The organism is Algoriphagus faecimaris (assembly GCF_900101705.1).
Lineage (GTDB): Bacteria > Bacteroidota > Bacteroidia > Cytophagales > Cyclobacteriaceae > Algoriphagus > Algoriphagus faecimaris.
The window spans coordinates 30,919-47,677 of the sequence record NZ_FNAC01000014.1 but is presented as its reverse complement, the minus strand read 5'-3'; the positions used below and the strand labels follow the sequence as shown (position 1 = coordinate 47,677).

Sequence of the window (16,759 nt, the reverse complement as noted above, 5' to 3'; positions counted from 1 at the left end):
TATCTTTTTTTCATTTTTATTTGATTTATCATTCATAAAATAGTAAATTTGGTTATAAAGTATGATAAATCAGTCATGAAAATCGAGCAGCTTTCAGACATGGCCATTTTGCAGATGATCGGAGATTTCATCAAAAAGAAGCGGATAGGCATCAATAAAACCCAGGATGAGTTGGCTACCGAGGCGGGGATGAGCCGCTCTACGCTTAGTCTACTTGAGCGTGGCGAAAAGGTAAATCTAATCACCTTGATTCAGGTTTTGCGGGTCTTGGGGGAGTTGCAGCTATTGGAGGTTTTTGAGACAAGGCAGCAGATCAGTCCACTCGAATACATCAAGCTTCAAAAGAAAAATCAGCGTCAGCGGGTCAGGCACCCGGATATTGCGGCTGAGGATGATCGCCCTTCAGAATGGTAGTAGCCGCAGAAATTTGGATTTGGGACCGGTTGGCAGGTGCGGTTCTTTGGGATGCGGACCGACAGTTAGCAAGCTTTGAGTTTGACCGCAGTTTTTTGCGATCTGGCTGGGATATTTCGCCTATTTTGATGCCTTTGTCTCAAGGAAATCGTCTTTATACTTTTCCCGAGACGCGCAGTTCTCGAGGTGATAGCTTTGACACGTTCAGAGGACTACCGGGGCTTTTGGCAGACATGCTTCCGGATAAATATGGAAATCAGCTTATTAATGCTTGGCTAATGCAAAACGGACGTCCAACGGATAGTTTGAATCCCGTCGAGTTACTTTGCTTCATCGGAAAAAGAGGAGTAGGTGCCTTGGAAATCAAACCTGCTCTGCGAAATGAAAGCGCCCGGACAAATGCTTTGGAAATTAATAGTTTGGTAGCCATTGCCCAAAAAGTGTTGAATGCTAAAGAGCATTTTCAATCTGACATTTCTCAGGAAGAAGAAGCGGCTTTGGCAGATATTTTGAAAATCGGTACTTCGGCAGGTGGAGCGAGAGCGAAGGCGGTTATTGCCTTTAATCCCAAAACTGGAGAAGTGAAGAGTGGGCAGGTGAAGGCGCCAAAAGGATTTTCGCATTGGATCCTCAAGTTTGACGGAGTACATGATTCTCAGTTTGGGTCTACAGCAGGCTATGGAAGAGTAGAGATGGCCTATTATCTTATGGCTAAGGGAGCAGGAATAGAAATGAATGAATGCCGATTGCTGGAAGAAAATGGTCGGGCTCATTTTATGACCAAGCGCTTTGACCGAACTGATACAGGCGAAAAAATCCACATGCAGAGTTTGTGTGGGATTCGGCATTTTGACTTCAATCAGGTGGGCGTTTACAGCTACGAGCAGGTATTTGAGACGATGCGAATGCTTCGATTAAGCTATCCGGAAGCGGAGCAAATGTTTCTCAGGATGGTCTTCAATGTCGTGGCCCGAAACTGCGATGATCATACCAAAAACTTTGCTTTTCTCATGGATCAGAGGGGAAAGTGGACCCTCTCACCTGCCTATGATATTTGCCATGCTTATCGACCTGGAAGCATTTGGGTAAGTAGTCAGTCTCTTCAGGTCAATGGAAAAAGAGAGGGAATTACTGAGGATGATTTTTTGGAGGTCGCTCAAAAGATGAACATCAAAAAACCAAAAGAAAAGATCGAGCGGGTGAAAATGGCAATTAAGAAATGGAATCAATTTGCCGATCAGGTCCAAGTAGAAAAGAGGTTGCGCGACTCGATTCAGAAAACACTTTTGGTCTAATGTCTGATTTCAAGGTGGCTATTAGATATTCAGAACCTCATCAGCTTCAAACTTTTTACATATAGCCCACCATTGTGTAAACGACTATCCCAATCCATTCTTTCACTAGCTTGGTCCAATACTCCATCGAAAAAGGGTCAGGAAAAATGAGAGAAGGAATGTCATATTTGACATCATGGGAATAGTAATCAGTAGGAAAAGTGACCGTATTCAAGCCCACCTTGTCAAAGCAACCTTTGGCCCGATACATATGAAAAGCAGAAGTGATGAGTATAAACTCTTGTTCGGTGGAAATGCCTTTTTGCTCTAATAAAGTCTTGGTAAACTGGGCATTTTGAGCCGTATTTTTGGCTTGGTCTTCGATGAGAATATCCGATTCCGGGACTCCGGTCATCACTAGGAATCGCTGCAATAATTCAGCCTCTGATTGGGGATTGACTGGATTGAGGCCTTGACCACCGGTGATTAGTATCTTTTTGATTTTTCCCATGCGGTAAAGTTGAAGTGCATGAGTGATGCGGTCGGCGCCTTTGTTGAAAAAGGTGCGGTCGTTTGCCGTTTTACTGAGATTGGTTACTCCAGTGAGGACAATGCCGATTTCATGGTTTTCGATTTGCTCAAAAGACTTGAAATCAGGTTCCCAGGCCAATAAAGCCAAATTGGAAAGGAATGGATTGGTGAAAAAGAGAAGCAAACCTATACCTGTCCAAAGCAGCTTCTTACCCCATTTTCTCTTGATAAATACTGCTCCTCCAACAATTAGGATTAGCACAATTGTCAGCGGCATAGCTAGAAAACTGAGAAACTGGGAGAGGTAGAAGAACATGAAGCGATTGATTTTGGATGTAAATAAAGGTGGGAAGGATGGAATTTTCAAATTCAATAGGTAAGGACCAATTTTCAAGTCCTTTGTCATAGAGTTTGAACCTGTATAATTGGCATTTAAAAACTCTATGGTTCGCGTGCCAAAGGAACTTACAGCAAACACAGTGATTTGGATTTGATGATCTTTGATGAGATTGAGCGAAAAGTTTTGGGTGAGATTTGGATGGAGATCAATTCTAGCGATTTTCCACTGAAAGTGGATCTTCAAGTTTGGAAGGATATCAAAAATGAAAAATTGAAAGAACACATTCGCCGAGTTGGAAAGGTGTTTTATTCAAATCTCGTCAGAAAACCAAGGTTTAGCTTATTTCGTGAATCTGTTGCTTATTAGCAAATTCCCTCCTACAACAGCGAAAATCAATCCTGTCAAAGTGACTATCAGGGTAATTCCTGAACTCAATTTGGGGTTCTCAAGCCAAATAGAAAGGACATAGGAAAGAAGGGAAATCACCCCCATAACGGTAAACAAAAGGAAGCCATAAAATGGTAATCTATTCATCTCTGCGTTTTCTCGCTCTTTTTGAGAAAGACTATTGTAGCCGGCAAGGATATTTGGATAAACTCTGATGATGAGTCCAACTGTCAAAAAAATAACACCTGAGATAATTGATCCCATGATCTTCTAACTTTAAAATGTTTTTTGAAATTATACTTCTAAAATAGTTATAGAGCTTTGAAAAACAAGTTTCCTACTAATTTATTATTACCTCCTATATTTTATTTGCTTATCTGTATTTTTAACCCATGCTTTCAGACCAACCGAATCTAGTGTCTCATTTAGAAAAACTCGCCACCCAACTGGAGGGCAGCTTGCAGTTTGATCGACTTACACGTACCCTGTACGCTACCGACGCCTCGGTTTATCGGGAGATGCCACTGGCAGTTGCTTTTCCCAAGTTGGAGTCGGATATCCAAAAACTCATTCACTTTGCCACCGAACACGGTACTTCCCTGATTCCGCGGACGGCTGGTACTTCCCTCGCCGGGCAATGTGTGGGTAATGGCATTGTAGTGGATGTTTCGAAGCATTTTACCAAAATCATTGAATTCAATCAAGAAGAACGCTGGGTTCGGGTGCAACCGGGGGTCGTTCGGGATGAGCTGAACCGCTTTTTGAAACCGCATGGTCTATTTTTTAGCCCGATTACTTCTACCGCCAATCGGGCGATGATCGGGGGGATGGTGGGAAATAATTCCTCTGGAACTACTTCCATTGTCTATGGGGTGACACGGGATAAAGTGATTTCTTTGAATACGATTCTCAGTGATGGAAAAAAAGTTGTTTTTGGAGAAATATCTCAGGATGATTTTGATAGAAAGTGCGGTCAAAACGATCTGGAAGGACAACTTCACCGGCAGATTTTTGATGAACTTAACAATCCTGAAATTCGGGAAGAAATCCACGCCCAATTCCCCAAAAAGTCCATCCATCGCCGAAACACAGGGTATGCAGTAGATGAATTGCTGAAGGCGGAGCTTTTCGAAGGCAAGGAGAGATTTAATTTCTGTAAGTTGTTGACGGGATCGGAGGGGACCTTGGCTTTCACTACCGAAATTAAAATCAGCCTCGACCCACTTCCCGATCCTGTAGAAATCGTCGTAGCAGCACATTTTGAAAGCATCCACGAAAGTATGAAATCCGCCCAAGTGGCCATGAAGCATCCGGCGACTGCTGTGGAACTGATGGATAAAATTATACTTGACTGCACCAAAGAAAGCATCGAATACTCTAAAAACCGCTATTTCGTCGAAGGTGATCCTGAGGCCATTTTAATGATCGAGTTTAGGGGAAAAACTCTAGAGGAAGCGATTGCTAAAGGAGAGCTTTTGGTAGCAGACTTGAAAAAAGCTAATCTCGGCTTTGCCTATCCCATCATCGAACCTGAGAAAGTAGCCTCTGCTTGGGCGCTTCGGGCAGCAGGTCTGGGCTTGTTGGCCAATATTCCAGGTGATCCCAAGGCAGTGGCCTGCATCGAAGATACAGCAGTTGATATTGATGATTTGGCCAATTACATCGCTGAGTTTGATCAGATGATGGAAGCCTTTAACCAGAAGCCGGTTCATTATGCCCATGCTGGGGCAGGAGAAATTCACCTTCGACCAGTTTTGGATTTGAAAACGCAGGAGGGAGTAGATGACTTTTATAAAATCTCCCGAGCATCGGCAGAGTTGGTGAAAAAATATCAGGGTTCACTATCTGGTGAGCATGGAGATGGTAGAGTTCGTGCAGCCTTTATTCCGCTGATGGTGGGCGAAAAAAATTACGAACTTTTCCGAAGGATCAAATTCAAATGGGATCCGAAAAACATCTTCAATCCGGGCAAAATCGTGGATGCAGCTCCGATGAATCAATTTCTCCGCTATGAGCCGGGGATGCAGACTCCTATGCATGATACGGTGATTGATTTTACGAATGTTGGTGGAATCCTTCGACTGGCTGAGAAATGCAACGGCTCTGGGGATTGTCGAAAACTTTTAGGTTCGGGGGGGACCATGTGTCCCAGTTTCATGGCCACTCGAAATGAAAAAGATACCGTTAGAGGCAGAGCAAATACGCTTCGGGAATTTTTGACTTTGGATAAAAAGGAAAACGCTTTTGACCATCCCGAGATCAAAGAGGCACTGGACCTTTGCTTGAGTTGTAAGGGCTGTACTGCAGAGTGTCCATCCAATGTGGATATGTCCAGCATGAAGGCGGAGTTTCTTTACCAATACCAAAAAACCCATGGAGTTCCCCTTCGCTCTAAAGCTTTTGCCTACATCAATGAGTTGAATGAATTAGGCTCGATGGTTCCCGGTATTGCTAATTTCTTCTTAAAAAACTCTCTTACTGGAGGCCTGATGAAATCTGTTTTGGGTGTAGCTCCGAGTCGAAATTTGCCTGAAATTAGTTCAATCAGTCTTCGGAAGTGGTACAAAAAGCATTACGCTTCAATACCAGGGCCTGCCAAAACGATCAAGTCGCTATACTTCTTTGTAGATGAATTTACCAACCACAATGACACGGCAATTGGTATAAAGGCAATTTCGCTTTTGAAGAAATTGGGCTATGAAGTCAAGATTGTAGATCATGAGGAGAGCGGGCGATCTGCGCTTTCAAAAGGACTTTTACTCAAAGCCAAAAAGCATGCAGAGGGCAATGTCAGGATTTTTGAAAAGCTAATCGATGGCAATACGCCTTTAATTGGATTGGAACCTTCGGCTATTTTGAGTTTCCGGGATGAATACCCTAGGATTGTGGGAAAAGAGTGGATAGAAAGTGCCAAGAAATTGAAATTTCATGTCAAATTAATAGATGAGTTTCTCGGGCAGGAAATCGCTGCGGGGAATATCAAAGCGGAATCCTTTACGGATAAAACTCAAAAAATAAAGTTGCATGGTCATTGTCATCAAAAAGCCCTTTCCTCCTTGAATTGGACGCAGAAGATCCTTTCTCTTCCATCAAACTATTCTGTAGAAACGATCCCGAGCGGCTGCTGTGGCATGGCAGGTAGCTTTGGCTATGAAGCAGAGCATTTTGAAGTTTCTCAGCAAATAGGGGAGTTGGTTTTGTTTCCTACCCTTAGAAATACAGAAGAAACTACGCTCATCGCTGCTCCAGGTACTTCTTGTCGTCATCAGATTGCGGATGGCACTGGTCGTAAAGCTCAGCACCCTGTGGAAATTCTTTGGGATGCTTTGGCGATTTAGAGGTAGTGTTTTTCTTAGAAGAAGTTTTCTTTGCAGAGGACTTAGATCACAGAAAGAGCGTTTGTCTTAGATTTCAAGACCAATCACCTCAAAAATTAAAAAAATAAATCAAATACTAATTTGATTTTAGGTAGTATTGAATTGGTAAGTACATTTAAAAAGACTTTTGGAAAAGCATAAAATTTTAATTGTTGAAGATGAGGTAATTATTGCCGAGGACCTACGTGATATTTTGGAGTCCATGGGGTATGTGGTAGTAGATGTGGTGATGTCTGCACGAGAAGCCATGCAAGTATTGGGTTCGGAGGAGGTGGATTTGGTTTTATTGGATATTCGTATCAAAGGAGGGAAGGACGGGATAGATCTTGCAGCTGATATTAATGAAAACTTCAAAATTCCTTTTGTCTTTTTGACCTCTCATGCGGACAGCAATACACTGGAGCGAGCGAAGGAAGTACGGCCCTATGGCTATTTAGTTAAACCTTTTTCTGAAAAGGAAATAAATGCCACCTTGCAGATGGCTTTGTCCAATTTTCAGTCGGAGCAAGTCAAAAATCAGGAAGATTCACCTGAGGAATTTGTGCTCAATGACTGTCTCTTTGTGAGGCATAATGGCTTGTTGGTAAAGGTTTTTTTCAAAGACATTCTCTATTTCGAATCTGATGGGAACTATACTAAGGTTTTCACCCAGGATAAGAAGTTTGTGATCCGTGCTATTTTGAAGGACTTAGAAAGGAAGTTGGATGAAAAGCAATTTGCCCGAATCCATAAGTCTTATCTGATCAATTTGACCTACATCGAGGCCATCGATTCCAATGAAGTGCATATTGCTGGAAAACGTATTCCATTGAGCAGAAATCAGTATTCTTGGTTGATCAATCACATCAAAACCTTGTAATTCCTGTCTTTTGAAGGAAAGAATTACATTTTCCCGCACTTCTTTTATTTTTTGACGCAGTTCTTACCTGTCTGAATTAGGTGAGTAGTGATTTGAGGTAGTTTCAGTTATTCAAAATTTAAACTCCTTTAATCATGAAAGCTTTATTTATTAATCTCTTCGCAGTTTGTTTTTTATTCTCTACTCATTCCTTGTTTGCTCAAGATCAATTGGCTTTTACGGAATATTCAGAGGCCTCCATAGTAAGCATGATGTCAGCCTCCCAGCCTGCTTTTGAGGGTGGTCATGATGCTTTGATTAAATTTATGACAGAAAACTTTCATTATCCATCGCAAGCCAAAGTTAAAGGACACGAGGGAACGGTAATCGTGGAGTTTTTAATAGAAAAATCAGGAAAAATCAGCCAGCCTGTGATCAAAAAATCAGTTTGTGAAACGTTGGACAAGGAGGCCTTGAAGCTAATCAACAAAATGCCAGATTGGATTCCTGCCGCTCAAAATGGCATGCCGATGAAGACAAAATATCAACTTCCTATTCGCTTCGAATTGAATTGAGTTTTAGGATGTTTTTTTCTTCTGGCTATTTCAGGTAAATTAAACCATTCTTTTTCTGATGTTTAGACTTCCATGCGTCGAATACTAACCTTTCTTCTTTGTTTGATTTCCCAGCTATCCTTCTCACAAACTGAGAAGGATAGCTGGGTTCAGGACTCTTTACAACTTTATATTGAGGGGGTCGAAAAACGAATTCAGTCAGACAATAGAAGTGAGGCGATCACGCTGATTCAACTGGTATATGATCAAGGCTCAAAGACGCTAGCTCCAGAAATTTTTGATTTCTTTTTGGACTTGATTGAAGATCCTCGACTCGAAAATAAACAGGATGTCTTGGGTACTGCCTATCATTATTTGGGTAATCTGGAGTTTTATCGGGGACAAACTGATGCCGCCAAATCCAACTTTGAGCAAGCTTTGGTCTATTATGATGAAGGGGGGAGGGAGAAAGATGCTGCGGGGATGGCTATGAACTTGGGTATTATCAAGGAGAGGCAATCGGATTACGAGGGAGCCATAGAAAGCTATTTGGTAGCAATTCCCATTTTTTCTAAGGCGGATGATTTGGCGGGTTTGGCAGTAGCTTTAGAAAATCTGGGATTGGCCTATAGTTATCAAGGGGAGTACAGGAAAGCTTTGGAATATTTAAGCCAAACAGATTCAGTTTTGACGATCCGAACCGATCCTGAAGACAGCAGATGGACGAATTTGTTTTACAACAAAAGCAATGTTCATCTCAATATTGGGAATTTGGACAGCGCTCTCCACTTCGTTTTGAAAGGGCTTAGGATTTCAGAAAAAAATGAAGATTGGAGTCAGGCCAATGCAGGCCATCTTTATCTGACCAAAATCTACGAGCGCTTGGAGGATTGGGATAATTGGCGACTCTATCTGGACAAAGCCCGGGATTTTGCGACTGAGAAAGAAAATCGGTTGATTTTAGCTGAGTTGGATTTTGAATTGGCTGATTATTTTTTGGATCAGGAGCGATTTGACTCAGCCCGATTCTATGTGGACAAAGGCTTAGCTTTTTTTGATGAGAGCAAGCAGTCGGAGGGTGGTACTCGAGGTCGTATTTTGAGGGGAAGGATAAATTTCAGACAGGAAAATTTCGCTGGTGCCATCGCTGATTACGAGGAAGCTTTAGCGGTAATGAATTCAGATAAAAGCCGAGAAATCGCATCGATTTATCATAACCTGGGCACCTCCTATGCGCGAACAGGAGAGTTTGATTTGGCAGAGGATTTTCTAAAAAAAGCGCTGATTCTGCGGACCGAATTTGGTCAGCCTAATGGCCTGAGAGATGTGTATTTTGCATTGGCAGACCTGTATCAGAGAAAGGGGGATTACAGGAATGCCTATGAATCACAGATCGCTTACAAACAATACAGTGATAGTGTCTTAAATGAAAACAGGACCAAGCAACTTTTGGAAACTCAGACTGCCTTTGAAACTGAGAAAAAAGATCAGGAAATCGAGCTATTGAATCAGCAGAGTCAAGTGCAAGGGTTAAAAGCGGAGCGGCAACAAGCCCAGATTTACTTGGCAATAGGAGGAATTTTTATGTTTCTGGTTGTAGCGGCCCTTTTCTACAATCGCTCTCGAGTAAAACAAAAAGCCAATGAACTTTTGACCCAAAAGAATCAAAAGATCGAAAAGCAAAATCAAGAGCGGGAAATGCTCTTAAAGGAAATCCATCATCGGGTGAAAAATAATCTTCAAATTATATCGAGTTTGCTCAGTATGCAGACTAGGAGAATGAATGACCTGAAGATGATCGATGCGATGAAAGAAAGTCAAAGCCGGGTCAAAACCATGGCTTTAATTCATGAGAAACTCTACCAATACGATAATCTTTCAGCGATTAACATGCGAGAATACTTGGTTCAATTGAGTGATTTTCTAACCCAAACCTACCGGTCTGACAAAAAAATTGAAGTAGAAATCGAAAGCGAGGAGATCAATCTGGATATCGATACAGCGATTCCTCTAGGTTTGATTACCAATGAGCTGCTGAGTAATGCCTTGAAATATGCCTTTGAAGATGCTGAGACTGGAACGATAAAAATTAAACTGAAAGAGACGGGGCCTGGCGAGTTTGAACTTTTGGTGGCGGATACGGGTAAAGGCTTGGATCAAGACATTGATATCGAGCGCTCGCCTACTTTAGGATTGAGGCTGGTCAATAGCCTTACTCGTCAAATCAATGGAACCATGAATGTGGAGAGTCAGGGAGGTACAACTTTCTTGATTCATTTCAAGGAGTCAAGTTTGGCGGCTTAAGAGGTTTTGATTTTTCAGGCATGAACTTTTCTCAAAACATACTCTACACACCTAGCGGCAAGTCTAGCAGTTGCCTGATCCTGATCAAATCGTGGATTTAACTCCACCACATCCAAGCTGATTAGCTTTTTGCTTTTTGCAATTAATTCAAAAACTTTAAAGGCAATTTGCGGGCTAAATCCCATGGGAGATGGCGCCGATACCCCCGGTGCAAAGGCCGAAGAAAATCCATCCAAATCAATGCTCAGGTAAATTTTATTGACTGAGTCCAAAAACCAAATGATTTGTTCTTCGATATACTCCCAATTCTGCAGTCGAAACTGCTCCATTACTAGGTGTTTTGCCTTGACTTCTTTTGCCTTTTGAAAAAGTGAAAGGGGGTTTGCCGCACGTTGGATGCCAAGAGCGAGATAGTGAAAGTCGTTTGGAAATTCCTCTGAAAGTTGATAAAATGGTGAACCCGAATGACCTTTTCCATTCACCAAAGGGCGAAGGTCAAAATGAGCATCCAAATTGATAATTCCGAGCTTTTCTCCCTTAGATTTGAAATGACTGATAAGGCCTTTTCCATGAGCATAGGCTAAATCATGCCCCCCGCCAAGCAATACCGGAAAATGCTTGCTTAGGATTAATTTCTGAAGTATTTCAGAGACTTTTAGCTGTGTCCCTTCCAAGTCCTTTTCTCTGATTGAAATATCGCCATAGTCATAAATGGACACATTTTCTCCGAGGTGAAAAGCAGTGCTTGCAAGGAGGTTTCGGATGATAGTTGGAGCCGCTTTAGTGCCTGGCCTTCCTTGATTTCTTCGGACTCCTTCCTCTACAGGATAACCCAAAATCCCGATTTTCCGACCATCCTTATGGGAAAAGTTTAAGTCAGAAACACAGTGGACAAACTGATGCCAATATTCAGGATGCTCAGATTTTCTACCCGTCCAGTTTTCAGGATTTGGATTGCTATGGATTGCCATTTTACTTTCGATTTATCAAGTCAAATTACTAACTTACTGTTCAAAATTTGATGAATATCTCAACAATTTGGAGATAAGAATGATAATGTATCGAATACCCCAGAAAGAAAAAATTGATCAAACCACCTTTCGAGAGTCTGACGCTTCCTTTTCAGGCTACACTTACGCAGATTATTTGAAGTGGGATTTTGAGGAAATCGTAGAGCTGATCAAGGGAAAGATATTTGCTAAAGCTGCTGCTCCAAATAGGAGACATCAGGCCGTTTCTATGACTTTATCTCGAATTTTGAGTAATTATTTTATTGGTCAAAAATGCAAAGTTTATGCAGCTCCTTTTGATGTCAGATTTTCAAAAGATCCTGATTTTAAAATCATTGATTCCGTAGTCCAGCCAGATATTTCAGTCATCTGTGATCAATCCAAATTGGACGAAAAAGGCTGTTTAGGCGCCCCAGACTTGATTGTGGAAATTCTTTCTCCAAGCAATAGCCAAGTAGAACTTCAAAACAAATACGACCTCTATCAAGAGAATGGAGTGAAGGAATATTGGATCATTCATCCTGAAGAAAGTACGCTACAGATAAATGTGCTAGTGGACGGGGTCTATCAGCCATCTCGGCTTTTTACTACGGGTCAAAAAGTAACATCTACTGTACTTCCCGGATTTGAATTGGACTTGGTGGAGGTTTTTGAGGAAAGTTGAATTGAATTAAAAGCATTTCCAAAGTTCGAAATCTTGGCCTTTAAGGTAAAATATTTCTTAAAACCTCCTCATCCACCAAGTTCGGAACACTGACCTTCAAACCGGGAGTTCGCTTCATTTCCCTTTGGATGGCTTCGATAGAACCGGGGTTTCTCGCCCATGCTCTCCGCGCGATGCCATTGTTGACATCATAGAAAAGCATGGATTTAAGACTTTTTTCTGCCTTTTCGCTTCCGTCTAAAACCAAGCCAAAACCACCGTTGATCACTTCACCCCAGCCAACGCCACCACCATTGTGGATCGAAACCCAGGTCGCTCCGCGAAAACTATCTCCGATTACATTATGAATAGCCATATCTGCAGTATACCGGCTTCCATCGTAGATATTACTTGTTTCTCTATAGGGTGAGTCAGTCCCACTCACATCGTGGTGATCTCTGCCTAGCACAATCGGAGCGGAAATTTCACCATTCGAGATACTTTGATTGAAAGCGGCTGCAATTTTAGATCGGCCTTCCGCATCAGCATATAGAATTCTAGCTTGGGAACCGACTACTAAGTTATTTTTCTCAGCTTCCTCGATCCATTTAATGTTATCCTGCATTTGTTGTGAAACGGATCCGGGTGCATTGTTCATGATTTCTTTCAACACCCGAGTAGCGATTCGATCGGTTTTTCGCAGATCTTCCGCTTTGCCTGAAGTGCAAACCCATCTAAACGGACCAAAACCATAATCAAAGCACATGGGACCCAAAATATCTTGGACATAACTTGGATAGCGAAAATCGATTCCATTCTCAGCCATTACCTCCGCACCAGCGCGTGAAGCCTCGAGCAAAAAGGCATTACCGTAGTCAAAAAAGTAAGTTCCTCTAGCAGCGTGTCGATTGATGGCGGCAGCTTGACGGCGGAGGGATTCTTGGACTTTTGCTTTGAATGCTTCTGGATTTTCAGCCATTAATCGATTGGATTCCTCAAAAGAAAGTCCCACAGGATAATAGCCGCCAGCCCAGGGATTATGGAGAGAAGTCTGGTCTGAACCAAGTTCCACGAAGATATCTTCTTGGTCAAATCGCTCCCAAACATCCACCACATTACCTAAAAAGGCTATGGAAACGATCTCTTTATATTTTTTTGCATTTTTTATCCTTTCCACTAATTCATCCATTTCCTCGATCAGCTCATCTACCCATCCTTGCTCGTGTCGCTTTCGGGCAGCGGCAGGATTGACCTCTGCACAGACAGTCACACATCCTGCAATATTCCCTGCTTTGGGTTGTGCACCGCTCATACCTCCCAATCCGGCCGTGAGGAAGATTTTTCCTTTTGGGCTTTCTTCTGGCTTTAATTTCTTTCTAAAGGCATTCATTACTGTGATGGTGGTGCCGTGTACGATTCCTTGAGGGCCGATGTACATGTAGGATCCTGCGGTCATTTGTCCGTACTGGGTGACACCAAGCGCATTAAACCGCTCCCAATCGTCCGGTTTGGAGTAGTTGGGGATCATCATGCCATTAGTGACGATGACCCGAGGAGCCTCTTGAGAAGAAGGAAAAAGTCCCATGGGATGACCGGAGTAGATATGGAGAGTCTGCTCATCCGTCATCTCAGAAAGGTACTTCATGGTCAACAGGTATTGCGCCCAATTTTGAAATACAGCGCCATTTCCACCGTAGGTGATGAGTTCCTCGGGATGCTGTGCGACTGCCGGATCGAGGTTATTTTGGATCATCAGCATGATTGCAGCGGCAGCTTTTGAATGGGCGGGATATTCTGAAATGGGCCGAGCATACATGGCGTAATCCGGCATAAATCGGTACATATAAATCCGACCATAGTCTTTTAATTCTTCCAAAAATTCAAGAGCTAATTCTTTATGCCACTCTTTGGGAAAATAGCGTAATGCATTCTTCAAAGCGAGCTTTTTTTCTTCTAGCGAAAGAATGTCTTTTCGCTTTGGGGCATGTGAAATGGAAAGGGTTCGCTTCTTTTTTGCTGGCAATGTGGAAGGGATACCTTGTATGATTTGATCTTGAAAGCTCATTTGATTTACGATTTTGAATTGTAATTCTTCAACTGTGCCAAGCACAGGTTTACCAGACTTTGAAGGTCTTTTGCTCATGCTCTAGATTGTAAATATTCATCGAACATCGGTCACCTGACATCGGACTTCCAAACCTCCTTGCTCCCAGACTTCCACACTTCCGCAGGTTTCAATCTGCCTTGATGGTAGAGAATTTCCCGGTAGTCTGAAGTAGGAAAAAGGATAAAATCAGCTAACTGACCTTGTACTAATTTCCCACGATCTTTAAGCCCCAAAGCTGCAGCTGCTCGGTAAGTAATCCCTGCCAAAACCTCTGCAGTGCTCAATTTCTCAAACGTGGCTAAAATTGATGCCTGAGCAAGCAAATCACCCATAGGAGCAGAACCTGGGTTCCAATCAGAAGCGATGGCCAAGCTGCCGCCTTGGTCCAAGATTTTTCGCCCGGGAGTAAAACCAACTCCAAGTCCTAGGGATGCCCCGGGTAAGGCTACGGCGATGGTGTTTGACTTTGACAGGAGGGAAATTTCTTTTTCACCTGAAACCTCCAAATGATCTGCCGATAGCGCACCAAAAGCTACTGCTACTTTTGATCCTCCAACCGAAAATTGATCCGCATGTACAGTCAAATCAAAACCTAAGTCTTTTGCTTTTTTAAAATAAGGATCGATCTCTTCTGGAGAAAAGGCACTTTTCTCAACAAAGGCATCTATGCGATTGCTGAGCTTTTCCTCTTTTAGGACAGGAAAAAGGTTTTCTACTATCAGTTTCAGATAGTCTGAGGAAGAGCCTAAAAAATCTCTCGGCTTCAAATGAGCAGCCAAGCAGGTCGGAATTAGATCAGCGTGAGTCATTGAGTTGGCTTGCTGTATGGCACGGAGCATTTTCAATTCCTCCTCCACAGAAAGCCCATAGCCACTTTTTACTTCGATGGTGGTTACTCCATCGGAGAGGTGCCTATTTGCGTGATTGGCTGTGATTTGAGCTAATTCTCTTTGAGTCAATTTCCGTGTTTTTGAAACTGTATCCCAGATTCCTCCTCCCGATTCTGCTATTTCTAAGTAGGTTTTACCGGCGTTTCGAAGGGCAAAATCTTTTGCTCTCAAACCTCCAAAACAGATATGGGTATGGCAATCTACAAAGCCTGGAATAGCTACAAGCTTCCCACCTAATTCAATTTTTTCCGCTTCTGGAACCGTTTTCAATAACTTTTTCCAAGGCTTTACGTCGAGGATTTTATCACCATTGATGAGTATTCCTGCTTCTTCTATGATTTCAAGTTGCTCGTCTTTCAGGGCTCCTTTTAGGAAAAGTTTATCCAATGTCAGGACTTGGGAAATTGGGCCGATTAGTTTTTTCATTTTTGTTGTTTCCCACTGATCATCGCTGTTAAATCCGCGAAGATCTTGGGGTGATTTTAATAGTCAAACATTTCACTCCATTCGGTTTCGAAAGCCAATCCTTCCCGATTGGCTACTTTCTTGGCTAGTATGACCAATTCTCCACTTTTCACCAAGTCAATGGCTGTCTCCATATCTTCGTAAAGAATCCGGTCAGAAACTACTGGATTGATTTTATCTCGAATATGCTGATAAATAGCTGTCATGATTTTTCCTGATTTCAAAGGAGCATGGTAGTCCATGGCTTGTGCGGCATAGAAAAGCTCGATTCCCAATATTTTTTCTACATTATCAATTACCCGCAGCGCCTTTCTAGCCCCGATGCTTCCCATGCTGACATGGTCCTCCTGGCCTAATGAAGTCGGGATAGAATCCGCTGAGGCCGGAAAACAAAGCCCTTTATTTTCTGAAGCCAAAGCCGCTGTGGTGTATTGGGGAATCATCAGTCCTGAGTTTAGTCCGGTTTCTGTGAGGAGTAATTTGGGTACACCCGGCGTATCCCCTTCGATGGAAAGGTAAATCCTGCGATCGGCGATATTTCCGATTTCCGAAGCGGCAAGCGTTGCGTAGTCCAGTGGCAACGCGATGGGCTGTCCATGAAAGTGTCCTCCCGAAATGCTGTGATTTTCATCAAAAATCACCGGATTATCCGTAACCGAATTGATTTCGGTTTCGATGCTTTGTTTGATATGAAGAAACGCATTCCAACTCGCACCATGGACCTGAGGCATGCAGCGCAGCGAATAAGGATCCTGTACACGGGCACAATGCAGATGAGATGCGACTATTTCAGATTCATGGAGGAGATTAAGTATGGTTTGGGCGACATGTTGATTGCCGGAATAGGGGCGAAGCTGATGCAGTTCTGCCGAAAAAGGCTTGACAGAACCCATTAGCCCTTCGATCATCATTGCACCGCTTATACTTGCATGAGTGAGTAAGTTGTGAAGTTTAGCGACCACAATTACACCATGGGCGGCCATAAACTGCGTTCCATTGATAAGTGCTAAGCCTTCCTTTGGACCCAAATGGAGCGGATTCAAACCGGTTTTCTCCAAGACAGTTGCCATTTTCTCGGTTTTGCCTTCAAAATTCACCTTTCCCAATCCGATCAAAGGCAAAAATAAGTGGGATAGCGGAGCCAAATCTCCTGAAGCACCAACTGAGCCCTGAATGGGCACGAGAGGGATGATCTCCCTTTCTAGCATCCATAGGATTCTTTCTAAAGTTTCCAATCGTATCCCTGAAAAACCTTGTGCCAATGCGTGGATTTTCAGTACCATCATCAGTTTGGAAATCTCTAGATCCACAGGTTCTCCCACTCCTACAGCATGACTCTTCAGTAAGTTTTCCTGAAGGGTTTTGGTGTCAGCAGCGGATATTTTGCTGGTACAAAGCGGACCAAAACCTGTATTGATTCCATATACTACTTTGTCTCCCTCTGCTATTTTTTCTACAGCTTTTGCTGAATCCCGAATTTTATGGATGGTTTCGGGGCTTAATTGACCTTTAATCTCTTTCCTCGCCAGTCTGAGCGCTATTGAAGCAGTGAGCCTGTCTTGTCCGTAGTGGAAGGTTTTCATAGTGCGGTTTCCTTTTATAAATTTCAAGGATTGACTAAATAA

14 protein-coding genes are annotated in these 16,759 nt (G+C 42.7%); 8 read left to right on the top strand and 6 right to left on the bottom strand.

Annotation, left to right across the window (positions count from 1 at the left end; all coding sequences use genetic code 11):
- Positions 1-75 precede the first annotated feature (75 nt).
- Complete coding sequence (locus BLQ57_RS09145) at positions 76-414, top strand: helix-turn-helix domain-containing protein (RefSeq protein WP_087938951.1); 339 nt, start codon at positions 76-78, stop codon at positions 412-414.
- Positions 408-1,709: a type II toxin-antitoxin system HipA family toxin gene (locus BLQ57_RS09140; protein ID WP_087938950.1), complete on the top strand. Its 1,302-nt coding sequence runs from the start codon at positions 408-410 to the stop codon at positions 1,707-1,709. The genes BLQ57_RS09145 and BLQ57_RS09140 overlap by 7 nt, the downstream gene beginning before the upstream one ends.
- A 55-nt stretch (positions 1,710-1,764) precedes the next feature.
- Here the strand turns inward: BLQ57_RS09140 and BLQ57_RS09135 are convergent, their stop codons facing one another.
- Complete coding sequence (locus BLQ57_RS09135) at positions 1,765-2,802, bottom strand: YdcF family protein (RefSeq protein WP_317042220.1); 1,038 nt, start codon at positions 2,800-2,802, stop codon at positions 1,765-1,767.
- Here BLQ57_RS09135 and BLQ57_RS21665 point away from each other — a divergent pair.
- Entirely contained in the window at positions 2,713-2,925 is a 213-nt protein-coding gene (locus tag BLQ57_RS21665; RefSeq protein WP_394331261.1) for a hypothetical protein, read from the top strand. The two genes, BLQ57_RS09135 and BLQ57_RS21665, sit on opposite strands and share 90 nt — an antisense overlap.
- On the opposite strand, the gene BLQ57_RS09125 is transcribed toward BLQ57_RS21665, so the two are convergent.
- Positions 2,899-3,210: a DUF3784 domain-containing protein gene (locus tag BLQ57_RS09125; protein ID WP_087938948.1), complete on the bottom strand. Its 312-nt coding sequence runs from the start codon at positions 3,208-3,210 to the stop codon at positions 2,899-2,901. The two genes, BLQ57_RS21665 and BLQ57_RS09125, sit on opposite strands and share 27 nt — an antisense overlap.
- A gap of 128 nt (positions 3,211-3,338) precedes the next feature.
- On the opposite strand from BLQ57_RS09125, the gene BLQ57_RS09120 reads away from it, so the two are divergent.
- From BLQ57_RS09120 to BLQ57_RS09105, 4 genes are all read left to right on the top strand, one after another.
- A complete protein-coding gene (locus BLQ57_RS09120; protein ID WP_087938947.1) occupies positions 3,339-6,284 on the top strand; it encodes an FAD-binding and (Fe-S)-binding domain-containing protein in 2,946 nt (981 codons plus the stop codon).
- Between the two features lie 166 nt (positions 6,285-6,450).
- On the top strand, positions 6,451-7,182 hold the full coding sequence (locus tag BLQ57_RS09115) for a LytR/AlgR family response regulator transcription factor (protein ID WP_087938946.1): 732 nt from the start codon (positions 6,451-6,453) through the stop codon (positions 7,180-7,182).
- Positions 7,183-7,316: 134 nt separating this feature from the next.
- Positions 7,317-7,736 (top strand): energy transducer TonB, encoded by a 420-nt coding sequence (locus BLQ57_RS09110; protein WP_087938945.1) that lies wholly within the window; start codon positions 7,317-7,319, stop codon positions 7,734-7,736.
- A 72-nt stretch (positions 7,737-7,808) separates the two neighbouring features.
- Positions 7,809-10,019: a tetratricopeptide repeat-containing sensor histidine kinase gene (locus BLQ57_RS09105; protein WP_087938944.1), complete on the top strand. Its 2,211-nt coding sequence runs from the start codon at positions 7,809-7,811 to the stop codon at positions 10,017-10,019.
- A gap of 14 nt (positions 10,020-10,033) precedes the next feature.
- On the opposite strand, the gene hutG is transcribed toward BLQ57_RS09105, so the two are convergent.
- Complete coding sequence (gene hutG, locus BLQ57_RS09100; protein WP_087938943.1) at positions 10,034-10,990, bottom strand: formimidoylglutamase; 957 nt, start codon at positions 10,988-10,990, stop codon at positions 10,034-10,036.
- Between the two features lie 85 nt (positions 10,991-11,075).
- On the opposite strand from hutG, the gene BLQ57_RS09095 reads away from it, so the two are divergent.
- Positions 11,076-11,693: a Uma2 family endonuclease gene (locus tag BLQ57_RS09095; protein WP_087939020.1), complete on the top strand. Its 618-nt coding sequence runs from the start codon at positions 11,076-11,078 to the stop codon at positions 11,691-11,693.
- A 40-nt stretch (positions 11,694-11,733) separates the two neighbouring features.
- On the opposite strand, the gene BLQ57_RS09090 is transcribed toward BLQ57_RS09095, so the two are convergent.
- The 3 genes from BLQ57_RS09090 to hutH all read right to left on the bottom strand — a co-directional run bounded on the left by BLQ57_RS09090 (position 11,734) and on the right by hutH (position 16,717).
- Positions 11,734-13,737, bottom strand: a complete 2,004-nt coding sequence (locus BLQ57_RS09090) for a urocanate hydratase (protein WP_087939019.1) — start codon at positions 13,735-13,737, stop codon at positions 11,734-11,736.
- A gap of 110 nt (positions 13,738-13,847) precedes the next feature.
- Entirely contained in the window at positions 13,848-15,095 is a 1,248-nt protein-coding gene (gene hutI / locus BLQ57_RS09085) for an imidazolonepropionase (protein WP_087938942.1), read from the bottom strand.
- 56 nt (positions 15,096-15,151) lie between these two features.
- A complete protein-coding gene (gene hutH, locus BLQ57_RS09080) occupies positions 15,152-16,717 on the bottom strand; it encodes a histidine ammonia-lyase (RefSeq protein ID WP_087938941.1) in 1,566 nt (521 codons plus the stop codon).
- Positions 16,718-16,759: the final 42 nt, after the last annotated feature.